Source organism: Winogradskyella eximia, assembly GCF_003386165.1.
Lineage (GTDB): Bacteria > Bacteroidota > Bacteroidia > Flavobacteriales > Flavobacteriaceae > Winogradskyella > Winogradskyella eximia.
The window spans coordinates 207106-227468 of sequence record NZ_QRDV01000001.1 but is presented as its reverse complement, the minus strand read 5'-3'; the positions used below and the strand labels follow the sequence as shown (position 1 = coordinate 227468).

Genomic DNA, 20363 nt, shown 5'->3' with positions numbered 1-20363 from the left:
AAGTTTCTTATACATAAGAAAATTATGTATATATTTGTAATACGATGAGCAATTCAAAATTATATAAAGGAAGTCTAAACACCATTATTTTAAAGCTATTAAATGAGCACGATAAAATGTATGGTTACGAAATTACCCAAAAGGTAAAGGCATTAACTAAAGGTGAACTTAAAATTACAGAAGGCGCATTATATCCTGCGTTGCATAAACTAGAAGCCGAAGGTTTGTTAGATGTTGAGGTTGCAAAAGTAGACAACCGACTGCGTAAATATTATAAACTCACTGAAACCGGAACCAAAGAAACCGTTAATAAGCTTGAAGAATTAGCAGAGTATATTAAAACGATGCAAGCTTTAGTGAATCCTAAATTAGTTTAATGATGAATCTAACCAAAGAAAACATACAATTTATAGATACTTACTTAGAGCAATCTGATGTGAAACATATAGACATTAGAATGGAAATGGTCGATCATGTAGCTTCTGAAATAGAAAACAGGATTGACGCTGGCGACACAAGAGATTTCTACTATGTATTTAAAGATTATATGTTAGAGCATAAGAGTTTTTTATTAGAAAATAATAACCGATTCTTAAGGCAAACAACTAAGAAATTATCTAACCAATTATTAAAATCCTTTTTCTCAATTAAGTCTATTACGTTATTGGCTGTGTTTACGGCTATCATCTATTTTGGTTTCAATAATTATGATTCTGAACTGATGAAAAACGTGTTATTAATTAGCATGATATTTTTAATTATTGCGCCTGCTATCTGTTACTTTTTCGCTTTGAAAAAATTTAATTATAACCGTTTTTCAGGAATAGAAAGGTTAGGATTCTTTTTTTCTTTTTTACTTCAATTTATAAACATTGTAAATATTACAGGTGCAAACTTTATAAAAAACCAAAATCACCTTTTAATAACAAGCATAGTAATGGCTTTAGTGTTTACATTTATTTTAGTGTTTATAAGACTAAGTGTTTTAACTTTTAAAGATTATAAGTATCGTTATAATAATTTGTGTTAATGATGAAACTAACCAAAGAAGAAATACAATTCATAGACAACTACCTCATAAAAAACGAGGTGAAGTTTTGGGATGTGCGCTTAGAATTGTTAGACCATATTGTTTCTGCTGTTGAAGACAAAATGACTAACGATGGTATTTCTTTTAATGAGGCTTTACTTGAAGTTCATAGAGGTTTTGGAAACCAGTTTATAGAATTTGGAGTTCCTAAGGACAAGATTTTTGAAAAAGGGCTATATCAAAGTAATATTGGATTTAAGAAATTTACGAGAAAAAAACAACGTGAATTAGGCAAGGGCTATAATAGAATGTTTTTGAAATTGATAAAACAGTCGTTTTTAGATATTAAGTTTTATTTAGAGCTGATTACTTTATCTGTTGTTGTTTTTATGGTGTACAGTTTTTCACCAAAATATGCTGCTTTTACAAGTTTAGGAATTATGTGCATTCCTTTTATTTATGTAAGTTTATTAGGAATTAAAAATAGCTTTAGCCTAAAATCTTTGAGTTTAAACATGTCTATCAATTTTATGTCACTATGGATATTAATACCAACTAATGTATTGAACATTTTAAATTTAAGCAAAGACGTAAATCAAGAAACTAATTACGAATATTTATTGTTTTTTTTCGCAATAATGTATATTCCAATTCGGGTTGCTGCAAAATTATTTCAAAATGTATATTCTAAGGTTTTACTAAATTATAGAAACTTAAATCTTTCATGAAACTAACCGAATCTCAAATACAAGACCTCTACGCTTTTACAAGACAACATTTTGTAGAACACTACGATTTACAAACCGAACTCGTAGATCACTTAGCCAATGATATTGAAAAACAATGGCAAGTTCAGCCCAAGCTCACTTTTGAAGATGCTAAAAACAAAGCCTTCAAAAAATTCGGGATTTTTGGTTTTATGGATGCTATTGAACAGAAAGGAAAAGCGATGAACAAACGCTATATGCGCTACATGTGGACTGAACTTAAGAAATGGTTTGAGTTACCACAAATTATAACAACTATTGCCTTATTTTTACTGTTTTACATTGCTTTTTCAACAGTATATATAGCTCCTTTAGCTTTGTTTTTTTTTGGTATTATAACAGTTTGGTGCACTTACAAAGGCATTCAACTCAATAAGCAGTTTAGGCGTCGAAAAGAAGTTTCTAATAAAAAATGGATGTTAGAAGAACTGATTTTTAAACAAGCCGGTAGTACAATGTTCGTATTTATGTCTCAATTATTTAATGTGTATAAAATTCCAGATAATTATGGAGATAACACCTACTTTTTAGTACTCTTTTCTCTAGCGTTTACAATTATCGCTTTAGTAAATTATATCAGCTTAGAAGTGATTCCAAGTAAAGCCGAAAAACTACTAAACGAAACCTACCCAGAATTTAGTTTGTAACAAATTTCTGTTTTTTAATACTTACTACATAAACCAACCCATCATTACACTATGATAAAACACTTTCTCAATCTCGAATGGAAACAATATTTTCGTTCGTCGTATTGGCAGAAAAATATGGCAATCAATATCTTAATGGTGTTTTTTGCGCTTTATTTTATTGCCATGTTTCTAGCCTTAGGCTTTGGATTACTTTTTATTATTAAAGAAACATTTCCAGACCAAGATCCATTTGTAATGGTGAACGGATTTATATTTTACTGGATTATTGGAGACTTAATGATGCGTTTCTTTTTACAGAAACTACCTGTTATGAGTGTTAAACCATTATTAACACTACCTATTAAACGCTCAACAGTTGTAAATTATGTCTTAGGAAAATCAGTAGTATCCTTTTTCAATGTTTTACCTCTATTTGCTATCATTCCTTTTAGCATTATGCTAATAAGAGATGGTTTTTCAACATCAATGGTTTTAACATGGATGTTTACCATGATCATTTTGGTGCTCATTACAAATTTCTTAAACTTTATAATTGAAGCCTTTTCTGCTGAGAAAGAATTATCGGTTTTACCTATTATTTCAGTTGTTGGTGTTTTATTTGGCTTAAATTATTTTGGTGTACTTCCAATGACCACATTAATTGGTGATGCACTTATGGTAATTGCTAATAATCCTATTCTAGTATTAATTCCTTTAGCAATTTTAGCATTATGCTACGCCTTCAACTTTAAAATTTTAAGAAGTAAATTATTTTTAGATAGTTCTTTAAAATCTAAAGTAACTGAAGTTAATGCTGCAGATTTATCTTGGACTAAGCGTTTTGGAGATGTTGCACCATTTATGCAATTAGATTTAAAACTGATTTGGAGAAACAAACGTACCAAATCTATGGCATTTCTATTATTGATTGGTGTACTTTATGGTTTGTTCTTTTATCCACAGCCTATGTATAGAGAAATGACTTTTATGTCTGCCTTTATTGGGATATTTTCAACTGGATTTTTCTTAATCAACTTCGGGCAATTCATTCCGGCTTGGGATAGTGGTTACTACAAACTATTAATGAGTCAAAACATTAAATACGAACAATACTTACGTTCAAAATTTATCCTTATGGTTATAAGTGTTGTGCTTTTGTTTGTATTGGGAATTCCTTACGTGTATTTCGGATATAAAATCTTAATCGCACATTTTGCTGCAGCCATTTATAATATTGGAGTAAACACACACGTGATACTTTGGGGAGGATCCTTCAATCGTAAAAAAATAGAATTAGATAAAAAAGCAGCCTTTAATTATCAAGGTACAGGAGCTGTACAATGGCTAATTGGTATTCCATTAATGTTGGTGCCAATGGGATTATTTGGATTGGTTAACTGGCTTGCTGGATTTACAGCTGCAGTCGCCTTATTAATCGTTCTTGGAATAACAGGAATAGTTTTTCATAAAAAATTAATGAAAGGCATTACTAAAAAATATCTCGATTCAAAATACAAAATGATTAACGCCTTTAGTCAAGACAACTAATAATACATCGCATTATGATATATACAAAAAACCTTTCAAAAACATATAACGGAACTACAGTTCTTAATATTGAAGAATTAACCATTCCTAAAGGCCAAAGTTTTGGTTTGGTAGGAAATAATGGAGCTGGTAAAACAACTTATTTTAGTTTATTACTCGATTTAATTCAACCAACAACAGGTAACATAACAAGCAATGGTGTGGTTGTAAATGAAAGTGAAGATTGGAAACCTTTCACCTCTTCTTTTATTGACGAAAGCTTCTTAATTGGCTACTTAACACCAGAAGAATATTTTTATTTCATTGGAGAACTACGTGGCCAAAACAAAGCTGATGTAGATAGTTTAACATCTAAATTTGAAGATTTCTTTAATGGAGAAATTATAGGAAAGAAAAAATACCTTAGAGATTTAAGCAAGGGAAACCAAAAAAAAGCCGGAATTGTGGCAGCCTTAATTGGTAATCCGGAAGTGATTATTTTAGATGAGCCTTTCGCTAATTTAGACCCTACAACTCAGATAAGACTTAAACAAATTATAAAAGATTTAGCCGAAAAACAAGGAGTTACTGTTTTAGTCTCTAGTCACGATTTAATGCATGTTACCGACGTTTGCGAGCGTATTGTTGTTTTAGAAAAAGGAAATGTAATTAAGGATTTAGAAACCAATCCTACAACTTTAAAGGAACTTGAAGCACATTTTGGAAGTAGTGCAATTGCTTCTCAAGAAGAAGAAGAAGAATAACAATGATTCACTAAAACTTAAAAGCGCGTAACACATTTGTTACGCGCTTTTTTTTATGCTTCAACATATAGTATTACCTCGAAAAACCCTGAAATAAGATCGAAAATTCAAAAAGATGCTTATTTTTACGTCCTAACACACTAAACAGGGTGTTTTTCAGTTATCTATTAACCAAATAGAACCAACGTTTGAAAACCTATTACAACATTATACTATTGCTTTTTTGTGTGGCATTGCTTACTCAAAGCTGTTCGACTAAAAAAGATAAATTAATTAACCGAAAATTTCATGCTTTAGGCACTAAATACAATGTGCTTTATAACGGAAATATTGCCTTAGAACGCGGAATTGATGGTGTAAATAATGAGTTCACCGAAAATTTCTGGGAACTTTTACCTGTAGAACGCATGAATGTGTCCGAGGATATTTTTATGCCAGGACAAACCAAAAATGCAGATTTTGAACGTGCAGAAGAGAAAGCCATTAAAGCGATACAGGTACACGGAATGAATTTTGGAGGTAAGGAAAAAAACCCTCAAATAGACGAAGCCTATTTACTATTAGGCCAAGCACGTTACTTCGATCAGCGGTTTGTACCAGCAATGGCAGCTTTCAACAATATTTTAAACAAGTATCCAACAAGCGATAAAATTAACCAAGTGAAAATCTGGCGCGAAAAAACAAGCATGCGTTTAGATAATGATGCTGGTGCCATTGAGAAATTAAAGCGATTACTTAAAGAAGAAAACATTGAAGGCCAAGATTTAGCAGATGCCTCTGCGGCATTAGCACAAGCCTATATTAATACAAAATCTAAAGATAGCGCCATTGCACAATTAGCCATTGCTGCAGAAAACACAAAAGTTAAACGAGAAAAAGCACGTTATCATTTTATTAAAGGGCAATTGTATAATGAATTTGGAAAAAAAGATAGCGCTAACATAGAGTTTGATGCTATTATAGAAATGCATCGCCAAGTACCTAGATCTTTTTACATTAATGCTCATCTTGAAAAATCATATAATACCAACCTTTCAGGTGAAGACGATATTGAGTTTCAAGAATATCTCACAGAGCTAGAAGAGAATAGAGAAAATAGACCATTTTTAGATAAAATCTATTACCGCATTGCAGAATATCACCGCAACAAGATATCAGATAGTATAGCAGAAGTTTATTATAACAAATCTCTAAGAAAAACAACTTCCGACAAATACTTAAGATCCCTTAACTATGAAACGCTAGGGAATATGTATTTTGATAAAAATGTATATAAAACAGCCGGAGCTTATTATGATTCTACCCTAACTGCAATGGTTATTAATACTAAACCATACCGAATCATAAAAAAGAAGCGCGAAAATCTCGACGATGTTATCTATTACGAAGGTATTGCGCAAACCAACGATAGCATTCTAAAAATGGTAAGCCTTCCAAAAGCTGAGCAATTGGCTATTTACACAAAATTTGCAGAAGACCAGCGCCAAAAAGCGTTAGAAGAAAAAGAACAGCAAGAAAAAGCTTTAAAACAACAGAAAAGCCAACCTGCTTTATCCAATAATTTAGATAAAAGAAATCCACAATTTAGTCAAAAAAACCAGGGAAATCCACCAGGTATGTCTAGAGATTTTCAAACCAACACTAGTAGTAAAAGCAATAGTAGCTTCTATTTTTATAATTCAACTACTGTAGCATACGGTAAAAGTGAGTTCTTAAAAATTTGGGGAGATCGTAAACTACAAGACAATTGGAGACATCTAAGCGATCGTGCTAATAATACCAACACTAAGACAAACGATAGTATTACAGATACTGCTGTTGCAGATACCAGATTTAATCCTGAAACTTATTTAGCATCATTACCAACAGAACAAACTGATTTAGATAGTATAGCAAAAGAACGCAACTTTGCTTATTATCAACTCGGAATTATTTATAAGGAAAAATTTAAAGAGTTTGAATTATCTAAAACAAGGTTTGAAAACCTGTTAGACAACAAACCAGAAGATCGTTTAGTTTTACCATCAAAGTATAATTTATACCGTGTTTATATCGAGTTAGGACTTAACCAAAAAGCAGAAGCCATGAAAATGGCAATAATTAATGATTATCCTGAGTCGCGTTATGCAGAAATTCTATTAAATCCTCAATCTGAATTATCTAAGGATGAAAATAGTCCAGAAGCAATTTACACCAAACTCTATAAACAATTTACAGACGAAGAATATGCATCTGTAATCACAGAAGCAGAAGCACAAATTAAGCGATTAGAAGGAGATGCTTTTGTTCCTAAATTCGAAATTTTAAAAGCATCAGCAAGAGGAAGACTTTTCGGTTTTGAAGCCTATAAAGAAGGTATTAACTATATTGCTTTAACTTATGCTAATACTGAAGAAGGAAAAAAAGCACAAGAAATTATTACCAATGCGTTTCCGATTTTAGAAAAAAAGAAATTTATTGCAGATGATGATGCAAAGCAGTTTAATGTCATTTTTCAATTCGAAAATAATTCAGGAGAAGATATTGAAGCTTTTATAAAGACGTTAGATGAAGAAGTTGCAAAAATAGAATACTTTGACCTTAGTACATCAAAAGATGTTTACGACGAAAACACTACATTTGTAGTAGTTCATGGATTAAAAAGTATAGGTGGAGCAAAAGGATTTGCCGAATTGCTTAAAACAGAAGAAAAAGACAAAAAGGGACGTGTGGTAAAACCTAAAATTACACGACCATTTTTTGCTATTTCATCACCAAACTATGCGATAATTCAACGACATAAAAATTTAAATGCGTATTTAGAATTACAGTAATTTAAAACCAAATCAACATGTTTTCTTCAGACAGAAAAAAACCAAAACAACAAGGCACCATGGAAACAAGTTCACAGCAAAATATAATCGCACAAGGCACTAAAATTGTAGGAGATATTGCAAGCCAAGGGCCATTTAGAATTGATGGAACCGTAGAAGGTAATGTAAAAACTTCTGGTAAAGTAGTGGTTGGTAAATCAGGGTACATAAAAGGAACTTTACAAGGAGAAAATGCCGATTTTGAAGGTAAATTTTCGGGTAAACTTATTTTATCTGGCACATTGTCCCTAAAATCTACAGCACATATTGAAGGTGAAGTACATATTACCAAACTAGCTGTAGAACCAGGAGCAACATTTAATGCTACTTGTAGTATGAAAGGTACAGTTAAATCATTATCTAATGAGCCAAGCAGACCACAACAAGCGCAAAGTGCCCAAGCCAAATAAAGGTCCAAGTAAATTTATAAGGTTTACATCAGTTGCTTTTCAAATGGGAGGCACTATTTTTCTTGGTAATTACTTAGGAAAATGGTTAGACCTAAAATATGATAAAGAGTTTTGGGAAACTACAATTACACTTCTTTCTGTTTTTGCATCTATGTATCTAGTGATTTCTCAAGTTATAAAAGTGTCTAAAGAAGATGATTAAAACACTCCTATTATATATCATATCTTTTATAGTATTATTTTTAGTTATTCATCTTTCTCAAGATTCTATTCTCAATCATTTTAATATTTCTGTTAGGTATAGTCTTTGGGATACCAACCTGTTTTTTGCAATTTCATCCTTGGTGATTTGTATTCATTTTAAATTCTTTTCATTTATAAAAAGCCTTCAACCACAATTAGGTTTTATTTATTTACCCACCCTTTTTATTAAAGGCATCTTATTTTTTATAATGTTTCAATCTTCTGTATTTAATTTAGATGTTTTAACAACAGCTGAGCGATTAAACCTTTTAACTCCATTAATCTTATTCTTAGGACTAGAGGTATTTTTTATCGTTAAAATCATTACGAAAAACGAGGTCTGAATTTTAAATATAAAAAGGTATTGTTATTTTAATAAATTACGTACTTTTGCACGGAATTTGAGACGATTTTTTTTTGATTTTATAATGATGAAGATATTTCAACAAAGTTTTAAAAGTTTAGCACTAGTATTATTGGTGTTTCTTCCTACTTCTATTTTTGCTCTTAACGAAGGAGGGGATGGTGGTCAAGTAGATACGAAAAATGAGGTTGATGCCTACATTCAACACCACATTCAAGATTCTCACGATTTCTCATTGTTTTCTTACACAAACGATGAAGGAGAGCGAAAGCATTTTGGATTTCCATTACCAGTTATTGTTTGGTCTTCTGAAGGGCTAAGAACTTTTATGTCTTCTGAGTTTCATCATAATGATGATGGACATGTTATTGTTGAAAAAGACGGAGTGAAATTTGCAAAGATTCATTCTAAAATATACGAATTAGATGCAAATGCATCTGCTGTAAGTTTTGATGCGGATCATCATGCTACAAACGGTCATAAAGTTTTAGATTTATCAATTACAAAAAGTGTAATTGGTGTTTTATTTATAGGCTTATTAATGTTATTTTCGTTTTCTAAATTAGCAAAACAATATAAAACTAAGAAAATACCAACAGGATTTGGACGTGTTTTAGAGCCATTAGTGCTTTACGTTAGAGATGAAATCGCGAGGCCAAATGTTGGTGAAAAACACTACAGAAGGTTTACGGGTTATTTATTAACAGTATTTTTCTTTATCTGGTTTTTGAATTTATTAGGTCTTACTCCATTTGGTTTTAATGTTACTGGTCAGTTAGCAGTAACTGCGTGTTTAGCAATTTTTACTTTAATAATATATACTGTAAGTGGAAACAAAGATTATTGGATGCACATTTTGTGGATGCCAGGAGTACCAGTTTTAATTCGTCCTGTATTAGCTATTATTGAATTAGCTGGTGCCTTAATAATTAAACCATTTTCACTACTAGTTCGTTTGTTTGCTAACATATCAGCTGGACACATTGTTGTAATGAGTTTAATTGCGATTATGTACAATCTAAGAGAGTCATTTGGAATTGTAGGTTCTACATCACTAGCTTTAGTATTGTCATTTTTTATAACATTAATAGAAGTTTTAGTAGCGTTTTTACAAGCGTATATATTTACAATGCTTTCAGCTTTATTTATTGGTATGGCTGTAGCAGAACATGATCACGAACACGAGCATGATGATCATGGTCACGAAGTTCCTGATGCGCAAGACGTAAGAGGAGATTTCATTTAATAAGAGTTTTTTTAATTTAACTATATAATTTATTTACTATGTACAATTTAATTGGAGGTGGTTTAATCGTAATCGGAGCAGGTATTGGACTTGGTCAAATTGGTGGAAAAGCAATGGAAGGTATTGCTCGTCAGCCAGAAGCAACAGGAAAAATCCAAACAGCGATGATTATTATTGCAGCACTATTAGAAGGTTTAGCATTTGGTGCTTTATTCTTAGCGAAATAAGAATCAAATCAAACTTACAAAACACTATCCTGTAACGGTTGGTTACAGGACGTGTTTTTAAATTGAAAATAAAGACAAAATATTTAATTATTTATTAAAATGGATAAGTTAATAAACGATTTTTCACCAGGACTTTTTGTGGTTCAAACAATATTGCTTTTACTATTAATTTTATTAATGGTAAAATTTGCTTGGAAACCAATATTAAATTCTTTAAATGAAAGAGAAGAAGGTATTCAAGGTGCTTTAGATGCTGCTGAAAAAGCGAAGCGTGAAATGGCAAATCTTCAAGCAGATAACCAAAAGTTATTACAAGAAGCGCGTTTAGAAAGAGAAACAATGCTTAAAGAAGCTCGTGAGCTTAAAAGCAAAATGATTGCTGATGCTGAAGCTGAAGCGAAAACGCAAGCCAATAAAATGATTGCACAAGCACAAGAAGCTATTACTAGCGAAAAGAAAGCAGCTATGGCAGAATTAAAAAGTAATGTAGCTGGCTTATCTTTAGAGATAGCAGAAAAAGTAGTGCGTAATGAATTATCTGACAAAAACAAGCAATTGAAATTGGTTGAAGAGATGTTAGGTGAAGCAACTTTAAACTAGTAAGAGATGTCAGGATCAAGAGCGGCAATACGATATGCTAAAGCGGTTTTAAGCTTAGCAACAGATCAAAAATCTGCTGAGGCGGTAAATAGTGATATGAAATCAATCGCTAATGCTATCGCTGAAAGTGAAGATTTAAATCAGATGCTTCAAAGTCCTGTGGTAAGATCTTCTGATAAAAAAGCAGTTTTATTAGCTATATTTAAGAACTCTAATATTACTACTAATAACTTATTAGATACTTTAATCGCTAATAAAAGGGTACCGTTATTAAATGAAGTGGCTTTAAGTTATATTCATTTATATGATGAGTTAAGAGGTAGCCAAGTCGCTTCAGTTACTACGGCAATACCATTAACTGAAGACCTAAAAACTAAAGTACTAGCAAAGGTTAAAGAACTTACAGGGAAAGACGCAGAGGTAGAAAATATTATAGACGAAAGCATCTTAGGTGGTTTCATATTACGAGTTGGAGATATTCAGTATAATGCTAGTATCGCAAATAAACTCGATAAATTAAAAAGAGAATTTACATTAAACTAAATTGATTTTGTTCACCGAACTATTGAAGTGAATATAAATCTAATATCTAAAATAAGATGGCAGAAGTAAAACCAGCTGAAATATCAGCAATCTTAAAACAACAACTTTCAGGTTTTGAAGCAGGTGCTTCATTAGACGAAGTAGGAACAGTATTAACTGTAGGTGATGGTATTGTACGTGCTTACGGATTAGCTAATACGCAATATGGCGAATTAGTTGAATTTGATGGTGGTGCAGAAGGAATTGTACTAAACCTTGAAGAAGATAACGTAGGTATTGTACTTTTAGGTACTTCAGTAGGTATTAAAGAAGGTTCTACAGTAAAACGTACTAACCGTATCGCATCTGTAAAAGTAGGTGAAGGTATTGTTGGTCGTGTTGTAGATACTTTAGGTAATCCAATTGATGGTAAAGGACCAATCACAGGTGAAACTTATGAGATGCCATTAGAGCGTAAAGCACCAGGTGTTATCTATAGAGAACCAGTAACTGAACCATTACAAACAGGTATTAAAGCTATTGATGCTATGATCCCAGTTGGTAGAGGACAACGTGAGTTGGTAATTGGTGACCGTCAAACTGGTAAAACTGCCGTTTGTATTGATGCTATCTTAAATCAAAAAGAATTTTACGATGCAGGTGAACCTGTATATTGTATATATGTTGCTATTGGTCAAAAAGCTTCTACAGTGGCATTAATTGCTAAAACTTTAGAAGAAAAAGGAGCTTTAGCTTATACTACTATAGTCGCTGCGAATGCATCAGATCCTGCTGCAATGCAAGTTTATGCACCTTTTACAGGAGCTTCTATTGGTGAGTATTTTAGAGATACTGGTAGACCAGCATTAATTGTATTTGATGATTTATCAAAACAAGCCGTTGCATACCGTGAGGTATCTTTATTATTAAGACGTCCACCAGGACGTGAGGCATATCCTGGTGATGTATTTTATTTACACTCAAGATTATTAGAGCGTTCTGCAAAAATCATTAATAATGATGCTATTGCTCAAGAAATGAACGATCTTCCAGACGTTTTAAAACCAATGGTTAAAGGTGGTGGTTCATTAACAGCTTTACCAATTATTGAAACTCAAGCAGGTGACGTATCAGCATATATCCCAACTAACGTGATCTCTATTACAGATGGTCAGATTTTCTTAGATGGTGATTTATTTAACTCTGGTGTTCGTCCAGCGATTAACGTAGGTATTTCTGTATCTCGTGTTGGTGGTAACGCTCAGATTAAATCAATGAAAAAAGTATCTGGTACATTAAAATTAGATCAAGCTCAGTACCGTGAATTAGAAGCGTTTGCTAAGTTTGGTTCAGATTTAGATGCCGTTACTTTAAATGTAATTAACAAAGGTAAACGTAACGTTGAAATCTTAAAGCAAGCTCAAAATGATCCTTTTAAAGTAGAAGATCAGGTAGCAATCATTTATGCTGGTTCAAAGAACTTATTAAAAGATGTTCCTGTAGAGAAGGTTAAAGAATTTGAAAGAGATTACATTGAGTTCTTAAATGCAAAGCATAGAGGTACTTTAGATTTACTTAAAGCTGGTAAATTAACTGATGAGGTTATTGATACATTAACGAGTGTAGCAAAAGATCTTTCAGGAAAGTATAGAGCTTAAAAATTTAATTAATGTCACTCTAAGCACTAGCAAAGAGTCTTTATCATATAAAGAATGGCGAATTTAAAGGAAATTAGAAACAGAATATCTTCGGTATCTTCAACGATGCAGATTACCAGTGCCATGAAAATGGTATCTGCTGCTAAGTTAAAGAAGGCACAAGATGCTATTACAGCAATGCGTCCTTACTCTAACAAGTTAACAGAATTACTTCAGAGTTTAAGTGCAACTTTAGATGCTGATTCTGGAAGTAAGTATTCTGCACAACGTGAAGTAAAAAACGTACTTATCGTTGCCGTAACTTCTAACAGAGGTTTAGCTGGAGCATTTAATTCTAATATCATTAAACAAGTTACTAAACTTACTAATGAAACTTATGCTACTAAAGATGTATCATATTTAGCTATTGGTAAGAAAGCGAATGACGCATTCAATAAAACGAATAAAGTTATTGCAAACAAAAGTGATTTGTACGATGATTTAACGTTTGACAATGTATCTGAAATAGCAGAAATGCTAATGGAAAAGTTTGTTTCTGGTGAGTTTGATAAAATAGAGATTGTTTATAATCACTTTAGAAACGCAGCAACTCAAATCATTATGACAGAGCAATTTTTACCAATTGTTCCTGTAGAAAATGATACAAATGTTAATTTAGATTACGTTTTTGAACCTTCTAAATTAGAAATTGTAGAAGAATTAATTCCTAAGTCATTAAAGACTCAATTATACAAAGGGATTAGAGATTCTTTTGCTTCTGAGCATGGTGCACGTATGACAGCAATGCATAAAGCAACAGATAATGCAACAGAATTAAGAGATCAGTTGAAATTAACTTATAACAAAGCACGTCAAGCTGCTATTACTAACGAAATCTTAGAGATTGTTGGTGGTGCAGAAGCTTTAAATAATTAAATTTCTAATACTGAGTATTAACTCAATATTTCAAAATAACATAAAACCTAACTTTAACGAGTTAGGTTTTTTTTATGTCATTAATTTTCTTAGTCTTATATTTAAATGATGAAAGTACTTAAAAATACCTTTTTACTGTTCGTAATTGCGTTAACTTTAATTAAATGTAAATCAGTGCCCAAACTTCAAAAAGAAGCGCCAACGAGTTTAAAAGAAGCGTATTCTCAAAAATGGAATGCAGGCTATAAAGATGGTGTTAGTGGAACGGATTTATATATACGATTGCACGATAAATCGATAATATTAGACAGTGTATACTTTAAAGAACACGTAGTAAAACTTAAAAGGGTTTCTACCGATAGTTTATTATTTGTAGGCCGATTAAAGATTAACACAAAGATTACCAGCAATTTAAAACAAACTTCGTTTTCAACATTTCAAATTAATGACCGTGAATGCATTATTAGTTACAAGAAAGAAGCTAATATGTCTCTTCAGTATTATAAAATTTCTAACATTATAATGCGCCAACCCATAAATTATCCTAGTTCACCTCGTAAAATTTAACATATTTTACCGTGTTTCTTACATTTTAATGTAGTTTGTCGGATTTATATTGCTCTTTATGGATTTATTCATATATTGCACATCCAAATCTTTAACCTATTAAAATATGAAACATCTTAGAAAGGCATTACGTGCCATAGTTGTATCTATACTTTTATCTTTAACCATGCAATGTTCCAGTTCTAAATCTGTTATTGCATCGCAAGAAAAACAAACTGCTTTTAAAGTTAAAACTGTTTCTTTCCAAAAATGGCATGCTGGAGAGAATGAAGAAAGCACTGGTATGAACGTTTTTGTACCAATAGTAGATAAAAAGGATGATGTCTTAATTGACAGTGTCTATTTTAGAAATTTTAAAGGACAACTCGTACGAAATTATAGCAGATACACAGCAGTCTTAAAAAATAACATGCCTGAATACGTCTTCAATCAATCAGAGAAAGAGTATGACTATCCTTTTACTTCAAATAATAATGAATGTGTAATTAAGTATATAGAAAAAGGTAAAAGTAAATATCTAAAAGTAAATGATGTTATAGAAAAAGAACCCATTCATTATAAAGATGGTCCACCTTTATCTTATCAAAGAAGACGTGAAGCAATGATAATATCAGAGGATTCAGGTTTAACCGCAATACCCACATTTCAACCTACAACAACATTTAAAGTAAAAACTATATCTTTTCAAGAATGGTATGCTGGCATAAAAGTCGGTGGAACAGGTATGAATGTTTTTGTACCCATAGTTAATAAAGAAGAAAATATTAAAATAGATAGTGTATACTTCAGAAATCTTAAAGCCAAGTTAGTAGAAGATTCTGGTAGATATACAGCTGTCCTAAAAAACAAATCACCGTATTACACCTTTAAAAAAGCAGAAAAAGATCCAGATTTTCCGTTTACTTTAAAAGACAATGAATGTGCTATTAGTTTTGTTGAGAATGGAGTAACTAAATACATAAAGGTGTCTGATATCAATGAAAAACAAGGCGTTTACTATGAAGACGGTCCACCTCAAATTTATGAGAGAAAACGTAAAAACAATATGATTGCATCAAATGGAAAAGCAGTTATTCAAGAATTTTTAAATCATTTGAAAGATAAACGTACCGTAATAGCGCATTTAAGAGTTTAAACCTCTAAAAACAACAATACCATAGAACGCTTCATTGGGTATTATTAGATAAGAGGTAATAAACGATAATTTTACAGTGTTTATCATTTATTCTTTCGCTAGTTGAGTATAGCACGTATTAATTTAATACTTTTGAATTTTACTGTTAACAACACTCTTGAGCGGATTCAAATCACTTTTTAAACAAACATTCATATATGGTCTAGCCACTGTATTACCTAGAATGTTAGGTTTTATTTTAGTGCCTCTTTACACAAACCCAGAAGTTTTATCTGTAGAAGAGTATGGTCGTGTATCCTTTATATTCGCCTATTTTGTTCTTTTCAATGTGGTATTGGCTTACGGAATGGAAACTGCATTTTTTAGGTTTTTTAATAAAGACGAAAGCCAAGAAAAAGTAACGAGTACATCTGCAATATCTTTAGTTATAAGTTCTTTCGCTTTAATGGGAATTGCTTTTCTGTTTAGAAATCAGATTTCAACACTCATAAACATAGACCTTAAATATCTCAATTTAGTCTTTATCATTTTATTGCTAGATGCTTTAGTAATTATTCCATTTGCTTGGTTACGTGCAACAGCACAACCCATGCGTTATGCAGTCATTAAAATATTTAATGTTGCCGTAAATTTAGGGTTAAATATTTTCTTGCTCTTGTATTTAAAAGATTTAGCGAAAGGGAATTCGTTTTTTAATAGTTTATATATTGAAGACTATCAGATTAGCTATATTTTCATCTCTAACGTTATTGCAAGTGGCTTAACGTTACTTGTGTTACTTCCATTTTACGCAAAACTCAAGCTCACCTTCGATGGTGTTTTATGGAAAAAAATGATACGTTATGCCTTACCAGTTCTTATTGCAGGCATTGCTTATTCTGTAAATGAAACTTTTGATCGTATTTTATTAGAATATTTATTACCAGATGATGTTGCAGACCAACAAATTGGAATGTATTCCGCTTGTTACAAACTAGCGTTATTCATGACCTTATTTGCAACAGCATTCCGTTTAGGTATAGAACCATACTTTTTCAGTCATTCTAAAACCGAAAATCCTCAAAAAAATTACGCTAAAATTTTAGAATACTTTGTTGCCCTTGGTTCTATTATTCTTTTGTTTGTCGTTGTTTTTGCAGATCTCTTAAAACCTTATATTATTTTAAGTGAAGCTTATTATGAGGCCATGTGGATTGTCCCTTTTATTCTATTAGCTAACTTCTGTTTAGGGATCTATCATAACCTTTCGGTTTGGTATAAAATTACAGATCGCACCAAGTTTGGGGCTTATATTTCAATATTTGGAGCGATTGTAACCTTAGTTTTAAATTATGTCTTAATTCCTATTATAGGTTTTAAAGGTTCAGCTATAGCAACCCTTTCTGCTTATGCCATAATGATGCTTTTATCATTCTATTTCGGAAGAAAATACTACCCTGTCCCCTACAATTTAAAGAAAATAAGTTTATACCTTTTGGTATCTATTCTATTTTCATTTGTATTTTTCTATAACTATCGAGAGAATTATATTATCGGAATTGCAATGTTAATTGTATTTTTGGGATTAGTCATTCTATTGGAAAAGAACCAACTAAAACAAATCTTAAAACGAAACTAAACTCTCATTCAGACGATAGCGAATAATCTTTAATCATGAAAATTAAGATAATAAATAAATCGAGTCACGCTTTACCACATTACGAAACCATTGCTTCAGCTGGTATGGATTTGCGTGCTAACCTATCGGAATCTAGGATTTTAAAACCATTAGAACGAACTATTGTGGGTACAGGATTATTTATAGAATTACCTATTGGTATAGAAGCACAAGTAAGACCAAGAAGCGGTTTGGCTGCCAAAAAAGGAATCACAGTACTCAACGCACCTGGAACTGTAGATGCAGATTACAGAGGCGAGATAGGAGTGATATTGGTAAATATTTCTAATGAAGATTTTACTATAAATAATGGCGAACGTATTGCACAACTAGTTATCGCAAAACACGAACGTGCTGATTGGGAACAAGTTGAAGTGTTATCTGATACTGATCGTGGCGAAGGTGGGTTTGGAAGTACAGGCATAAAATAAAAATGAGTCTTAATAAAATAAAGAGTCTCAAAATAAAATAAATAAAGTTTAACATTAAAAAATACCTGTTTTCGCAGGCATAAAACATGAAAATAATTGTACCAATGGCAGGCAGAGGATCTCGCCTTAGACCACATAGTTTAACAGTACCAAAACCTTTAATTCCAGTTGCAGGTCAACCTATAGTGCATCGTTTGGTAAAGGATATTGCAAAAGTTTTAAAACAACCAATCGAAGAAATAGCCTTTGTTTTAGGTGATCCAGCGTTTTTTGGTGATGAAGTTGTAGAAAGTTTAACTGAACTTGCTGAAGGTTTAGGAGCAAAAGCATCTATTTACAGACAAGATAAACCGTTAGGAACTGGTCATGCTATTATGAGTGCTAAGCCATCACTTTCTGGACCAGCAGTAATTGCTTATGCAGATACTTTAATTAGAGCGGAGTTTGATTTAGACCCAACTGCAGATAGTGTTATTTGGACAAAATGTGTAGCGAATCCTGAAGCATATGGTGTTGTAAAATTAAACGACGATAAAAATATTGTTGAGTTAGTTGAAAAGCCAGAAACTTTTGTGAGCGATCAAGCTGTTATTGGTATCTATTACTTTAAAGATGTTGCTGTTTTAAAAGAAAAATTACAGGAAATCTTAGATGAAAACATCATGAATGGAGGCGAATACCAAATTAATGATGGTATTAAACGCATGATGGCTGACGGAAGAGTCTTTAAAACCGGAACTGTTGATGAGTGGATGGATTGTGGAAACAAAGCCGTTACTTTAGAAACTAATGCCAAAATGTTAGGTTTCTTAACAGCCGATAACGAAGAGCAATTAATTGACGATTCTGTCGTTTTAGAGAACTCAAAAGTTATTGAGCCTTGTTATATTGGTAAAGGCACTGTATTGAGAAACACTACAGTTGGACCGTATGTTTCAATTGGTAAAGATTGTGTTATTGAGAATTCAACTATAAAAAATAGCTTAATTCAAAACCAAAGCACTATTAAAAATGCCAAGTTAGATGAGGCAATGATTGGTAATCACGTAAAGTACAATGGCGAGTTTACTAAGATTAGTATTGGTGATTATACAATAATGGAATAGTTATTGAAATAGACTAATCTCAGTCTTTAAATTTATTAATTATGTACGTTGTATTGTACTCAATTGTAATAAAACCTAACCAAGAAGACCAATTTATAAACGCTTGGAAAGGATTAACAAAGTTGATTTACAAATACGAAGGAAGTTTAGGGTCTCGATTACATAAAAAAGATACCCTAAACTTCTTAGCTTATGCCCAATGGCCTGATAAAAATACGTTTGATAATGCTGGTGGAAATTTACCAGAAGAAGCAAATCATTATAGAAATACAATGAAAGCAACTTGCGAAAAATTTGAAGTATTAGAAAAGTTAGAAGTGGTTAAAGACTTGCTTAAAGCACAACAAAGTGAATAAGACATTTATCTTAATATTAGTTTTTCTCGTGGGAATGATATTGGTTCCACAGCATACCTATGCTCAAGTTGATTTCAATAAAAGACCAGATGATGATTTAGGTAATGTTGAAGATGAATTTCAAGAATACTTCTTTGAAGCTTTAAAACAAAAAGGCATTGAAAATTATGATCGTGCTGTAGATGCGCTTCATAAATGTCTAAACCTTAATAGTAAGCTTCCTGTTATTTATTTTGAACTTGGAAAAAACTATAACAAGCTTAAAAACTTTGGTGCAGCAGAAGAAAATCTTAAAAAAGCAATTGAAATGCAACCAGACAATGTTTGGTTTTTAGATGAACTTTACGATGTGTATTTTCAGCAAGATGATATTAAAAATGCTTTAAAAACAATAAAGCAACTAGTGAAATATCACCCAGATTATAAAGAGGATTTGGCTGCGCTTTACGTTAGAGAAGAAAAGTATAAGCAGGCGTTAGATATACTAGATGAGTTAGATGCCGAATTTGGATTGAGTGAATCTAGAGATGCTATGCGAAATGATATTTATAGTATTACTGGTAATGCAGATGACAGAATTGAAAACCTAGAACAACGTATTGCAAACAATCCTAATAATGAGGACAATCACTTAAAATTAATATATCGCTATAGTCAAACCGGAGACCATAAAAATGCTTATAAAGCCGCAAAAAACTTACTAAAAGTAAAGCCAGATTCTAAATTTGTGCATTTGGCCTTATATAAGTTTTACCTTCAAGATGAAAAAGTAGAAGAGGCTATCAGCTCTGTGAAAAAAGTTTTAACAAGCCCCGAGATTAATGCAGATGCAAAAACTAAAGTGCTTAAAGATTTTGTCGCTTTTGTTGCCAAAAACCCTGAATATGAATCTGATTTAATTGATATCACATCATTAATTGACGATAATAAAGATGCACAAACGCATAGCGATTTAGGGCAGTATTACCTAAAAGCAGGAGACAAAGTAAAGGCGCTTACAAATTTTAAAGAAGCCCTAAAACAGAGCCCTAACGACTTTAAGTTAATAAAAGACGTATTACTACTAGAATTAGATATTAAGGACTACAATGCGGTTATAACAGATAGTGAGCGTGCTTTAGAATTATATCCTGCACAACCTATTCTATATTTGGTAAATGCCGTAGCCAATAATTATTTAGGTGCACCAAAAAAAGCTATTGATAATCTTGAAATGGGTTTAGATTTCTTAATCGACAATCCTAGTATGGAAGCCGATTTCTATTCTCAATTAAGTTTAGCCTACAAGGCCATAAATAATATAAGTAAATCTGAAACGTTTGCTAAAAAGGCAAAAGCTTTAAAAGCACAATAATTT

The 20363-nt window shown here is 31.9% G+C and carries 23 protein-coding genes; all 23 read left to right on the top strand.

Translation table 11 applies throughout. The features are described from left to right. Positions 1-44 precede the first annotated feature (44 nt). The 23 genes from DFQ10_RS00985 to DFQ10_RS00875 all read left to right on the top strand — a co-directional run bounded on the left by DFQ10_RS00985 (position 45) and on the right by DFQ10_RS00875 (position 20360). On the top strand, positions 45-377 hold the full coding sequence (locus DFQ10_RS00985; RefSeq protein ID WP_115815564.1) for a PadR family transcriptional regulator: 333 nt from the start codon (positions 45-47) through the stop codon (positions 375-377). Beyond that, positions 377-1030: a hypothetical protein gene (locus DFQ10_RS00980; RefSeq protein WP_115815563.1), complete on the top strand. Its 654-nt coding sequence runs from the start codon at positions 377-379 to the stop codon at positions 1028-1030. The genes DFQ10_RS00985 and DFQ10_RS00980 overlap by 1 nt, the downstream gene beginning before the upstream one ends. Continuing rightward, positions 1030-1758 carry a hypothetical protein gene (locus DFQ10_RS00975; RefSeq protein WP_115815562.1) on the top strand — a complete coding sequence of 243 codons (729 nt, stop codon included), beginning with the start codon at positions 1030-1032 and terminating at the stop codon, positions 1756-1758. Before DFQ10_RS00980 ends, DFQ10_RS00975 begins: the two co-directional genes overlap by 1 nt. Beyond that, a complete protein-coding gene (locus tag DFQ10_RS00970) occupies positions 1755-2444 on the top strand; it encodes a hypothetical protein (RefSeq protein ID WP_115815561.1) in 690 nt (229 codons plus the stop codon). Before DFQ10_RS00975 ends, DFQ10_RS00970 begins: the two co-directional genes overlap by 4 nt. 51 nt (positions 2445-2495) lie before the next feature. Next, positions 2496-3974, top strand: coding sequence for a DUF5687 family protein (locus tag DFQ10_RS00965; protein ID WP_115815560.1), 1479 nt, complete (start codon positions 2496-2498; stop codon positions 3972-3974). Between the two features lie 14 nt (positions 3975-3988). Then, positions 3989-4717, top strand: coding sequence for an ABC transporter ATP-binding protein (locus tag DFQ10_RS00960; protein ID WP_115815559.1), 729 nt, complete (start codon positions 3989-3991; stop codon positions 4715-4717). A 188-nt stretch (positions 4718-4905) separates the two neighbouring features. Next, positions 4906-7530 (top strand): type IX secretion system periplasmic lipoprotein PorW/SprE, encoded by a 2625-nt coding sequence (porW, locus tag DFQ10_RS00955; protein WP_245940577.1) that lies wholly within the window; start codon positions 4906-4908, stop codon positions 7528-7530. A 17-nt stretch (positions 7531-7547) separates the two neighbouring features. After that, a complete protein-coding gene (locus DFQ10_RS00950) occupies positions 7548-7979 on the top strand; it encodes a bactofilin family protein (protein WP_115815557.1) in 432 nt (143 codons plus the stop codon). After that, the gene (locus DFQ10_RS00945) at positions 7963-8181 is read left to right on the top strand and encodes an AtpZ/AtpI family protein (RefSeq protein WP_245940575.1); all 219 of its coding nucleotides are present in this window, start codon (positions 7963-7965) and stop codon (positions 8179-8181) included. The genes DFQ10_RS00950 and DFQ10_RS00945 overlap by 17 nt, the downstream gene beginning before the upstream one ends. Then, on the top strand, positions 8174-8566 hold the full coding sequence (locus tag DFQ10_RS00940; RefSeq protein ID WP_115815555.1) for a DUF6168 family protein: 393 nt from the start codon (positions 8174-8176) through the stop codon (positions 8564-8566). The genes DFQ10_RS00945 and DFQ10_RS00940 overlap by 8 nt, the downstream gene beginning before the upstream one ends. A gap of 87 nt (positions 8567-8653) precedes the next feature. Then, positions 8654-9832: a F0F1 ATP synthase subunit A gene (atpB, locus tag DFQ10_RS00935; RefSeq protein WP_115816406.1), complete on the top strand. Its 1179-nt coding sequence runs from the start codon at positions 8654-8656 to the stop codon at positions 9830-9832. Between the two features lie 38 nt (positions 9833-9870). Beyond that, positions 9871-10059 carry an ATP synthase F0 subunit C gene (atpE, locus tag DFQ10_RS00930; protein WP_115815554.1) on the top strand — a complete coding sequence of 63 codons (189 nt, stop codon included), beginning with the start codon at positions 9871-9873 and terminating at the stop codon, positions 10057-10059. A 99-nt stretch (positions 10060-10158) separates the two neighbouring features. Further along, positions 10159-10659 (top strand): F0F1 ATP synthase subunit B, encoded by a 501-nt coding sequence (locus DFQ10_RS00925; RefSeq protein ID WP_115815553.1) that lies wholly within the window; start codon positions 10159-10161, stop codon positions 10657-10659. A gap of 6 nt (positions 10660-10665) precedes the next feature. Further along, positions 10666-11202, top strand: a complete 537-nt coding sequence (gene atpH / locus DFQ10_RS00920) for an ATP synthase F1 subunit delta (RefSeq protein ID WP_115815552.1) — start codon at positions 10666-10668, stop codon at positions 11200-11202. Between the two features lie 56 nt (positions 11203-11258). Next, positions 11259-12839, top strand: coding sequence for a F0F1 ATP synthase subunit alpha (atpA, locus tag DFQ10_RS00915; RefSeq protein ID WP_115815551.1), 1581 nt, complete (start codon positions 11259-11261; stop codon positions 12837-12839). Positions 12840-12893: 54 nt separating this feature from the next. Then, the gene (gene atpG / locus DFQ10_RS00910; protein ID WP_115815550.1) at positions 12894-13754 is read left to right on the top strand and encodes an ATP synthase F1 subunit gamma; all 861 of its coding nucleotides are present in this window, start codon (positions 12894-12896) and stop codon (positions 13752-13754) included. Positions 13755-13928: 174 nt separating this feature from the next. Further along, positions 13929-14321 (top strand): hypothetical protein, encoded by a 393-nt coding sequence (locus DFQ10_RS00905; protein WP_147299156.1) that lies wholly within the window; start codon positions 13929-13931, stop codon positions 14319-14321. 106 nt (positions 14322-14427) lie between these two features. Beyond that, complete coding sequence (locus DFQ10_RS00900; RefSeq protein WP_115815548.1) at positions 14428-15456, top strand: hypothetical protein; 1029 nt, start codon at positions 14428-14430, stop codon at positions 15454-15456. Between the two features lie 157 nt (positions 15457-15613). Continuing rightward, positions 15614-17074: an oligosaccharide flippase family protein gene (locus DFQ10_RS00895; RefSeq protein ID WP_115815547.1), complete on the top strand. Its 1461-nt coding sequence runs from the start codon at positions 15614-15616 to the stop codon at positions 17072-17074. 35 nt (positions 17075-17109) lie between these two features. Then, positions 17110-17544, top strand: coding sequence for a dUTP diphosphatase (gene dut / locus DFQ10_RS00890; RefSeq protein WP_115815546.1), 435 nt, complete (start codon positions 17110-17112; stop codon positions 17542-17544). 86 nt (positions 17545-17630) lie between these two features. Continuing rightward, complete coding sequence (locus DFQ10_RS00885; protein ID WP_115815545.1) at positions 17631-18650, top strand: sugar phosphate nucleotidyltransferase; 1020 nt, start codon at positions 17631-17633, stop codon at positions 18648-18650. Between the two features lie 41 nt (positions 18651-18691). Then, positions 18692-19006 carry an antibiotic biosynthesis monooxygenase family protein gene (locus DFQ10_RS00880; RefSeq protein WP_115815544.1) on the top strand — a complete coding sequence of 105 codons (315 nt, stop codon included), beginning with the start codon at positions 18692-18694 and terminating at the stop codon, positions 19004-19006. Then, positions 18999-20360 (top strand): tetratricopeptide repeat protein, encoded by a 1362-nt coding sequence (locus DFQ10_RS00875; protein WP_245940573.1) that lies wholly within the window; start codon positions 18999-19001, stop codon positions 20358-20360. Before DFQ10_RS00880 ends, DFQ10_RS00875 begins: the two co-directional genes overlap by 8 nt. Positions 20361-20363 lie beyond the last annotated feature (3 nt).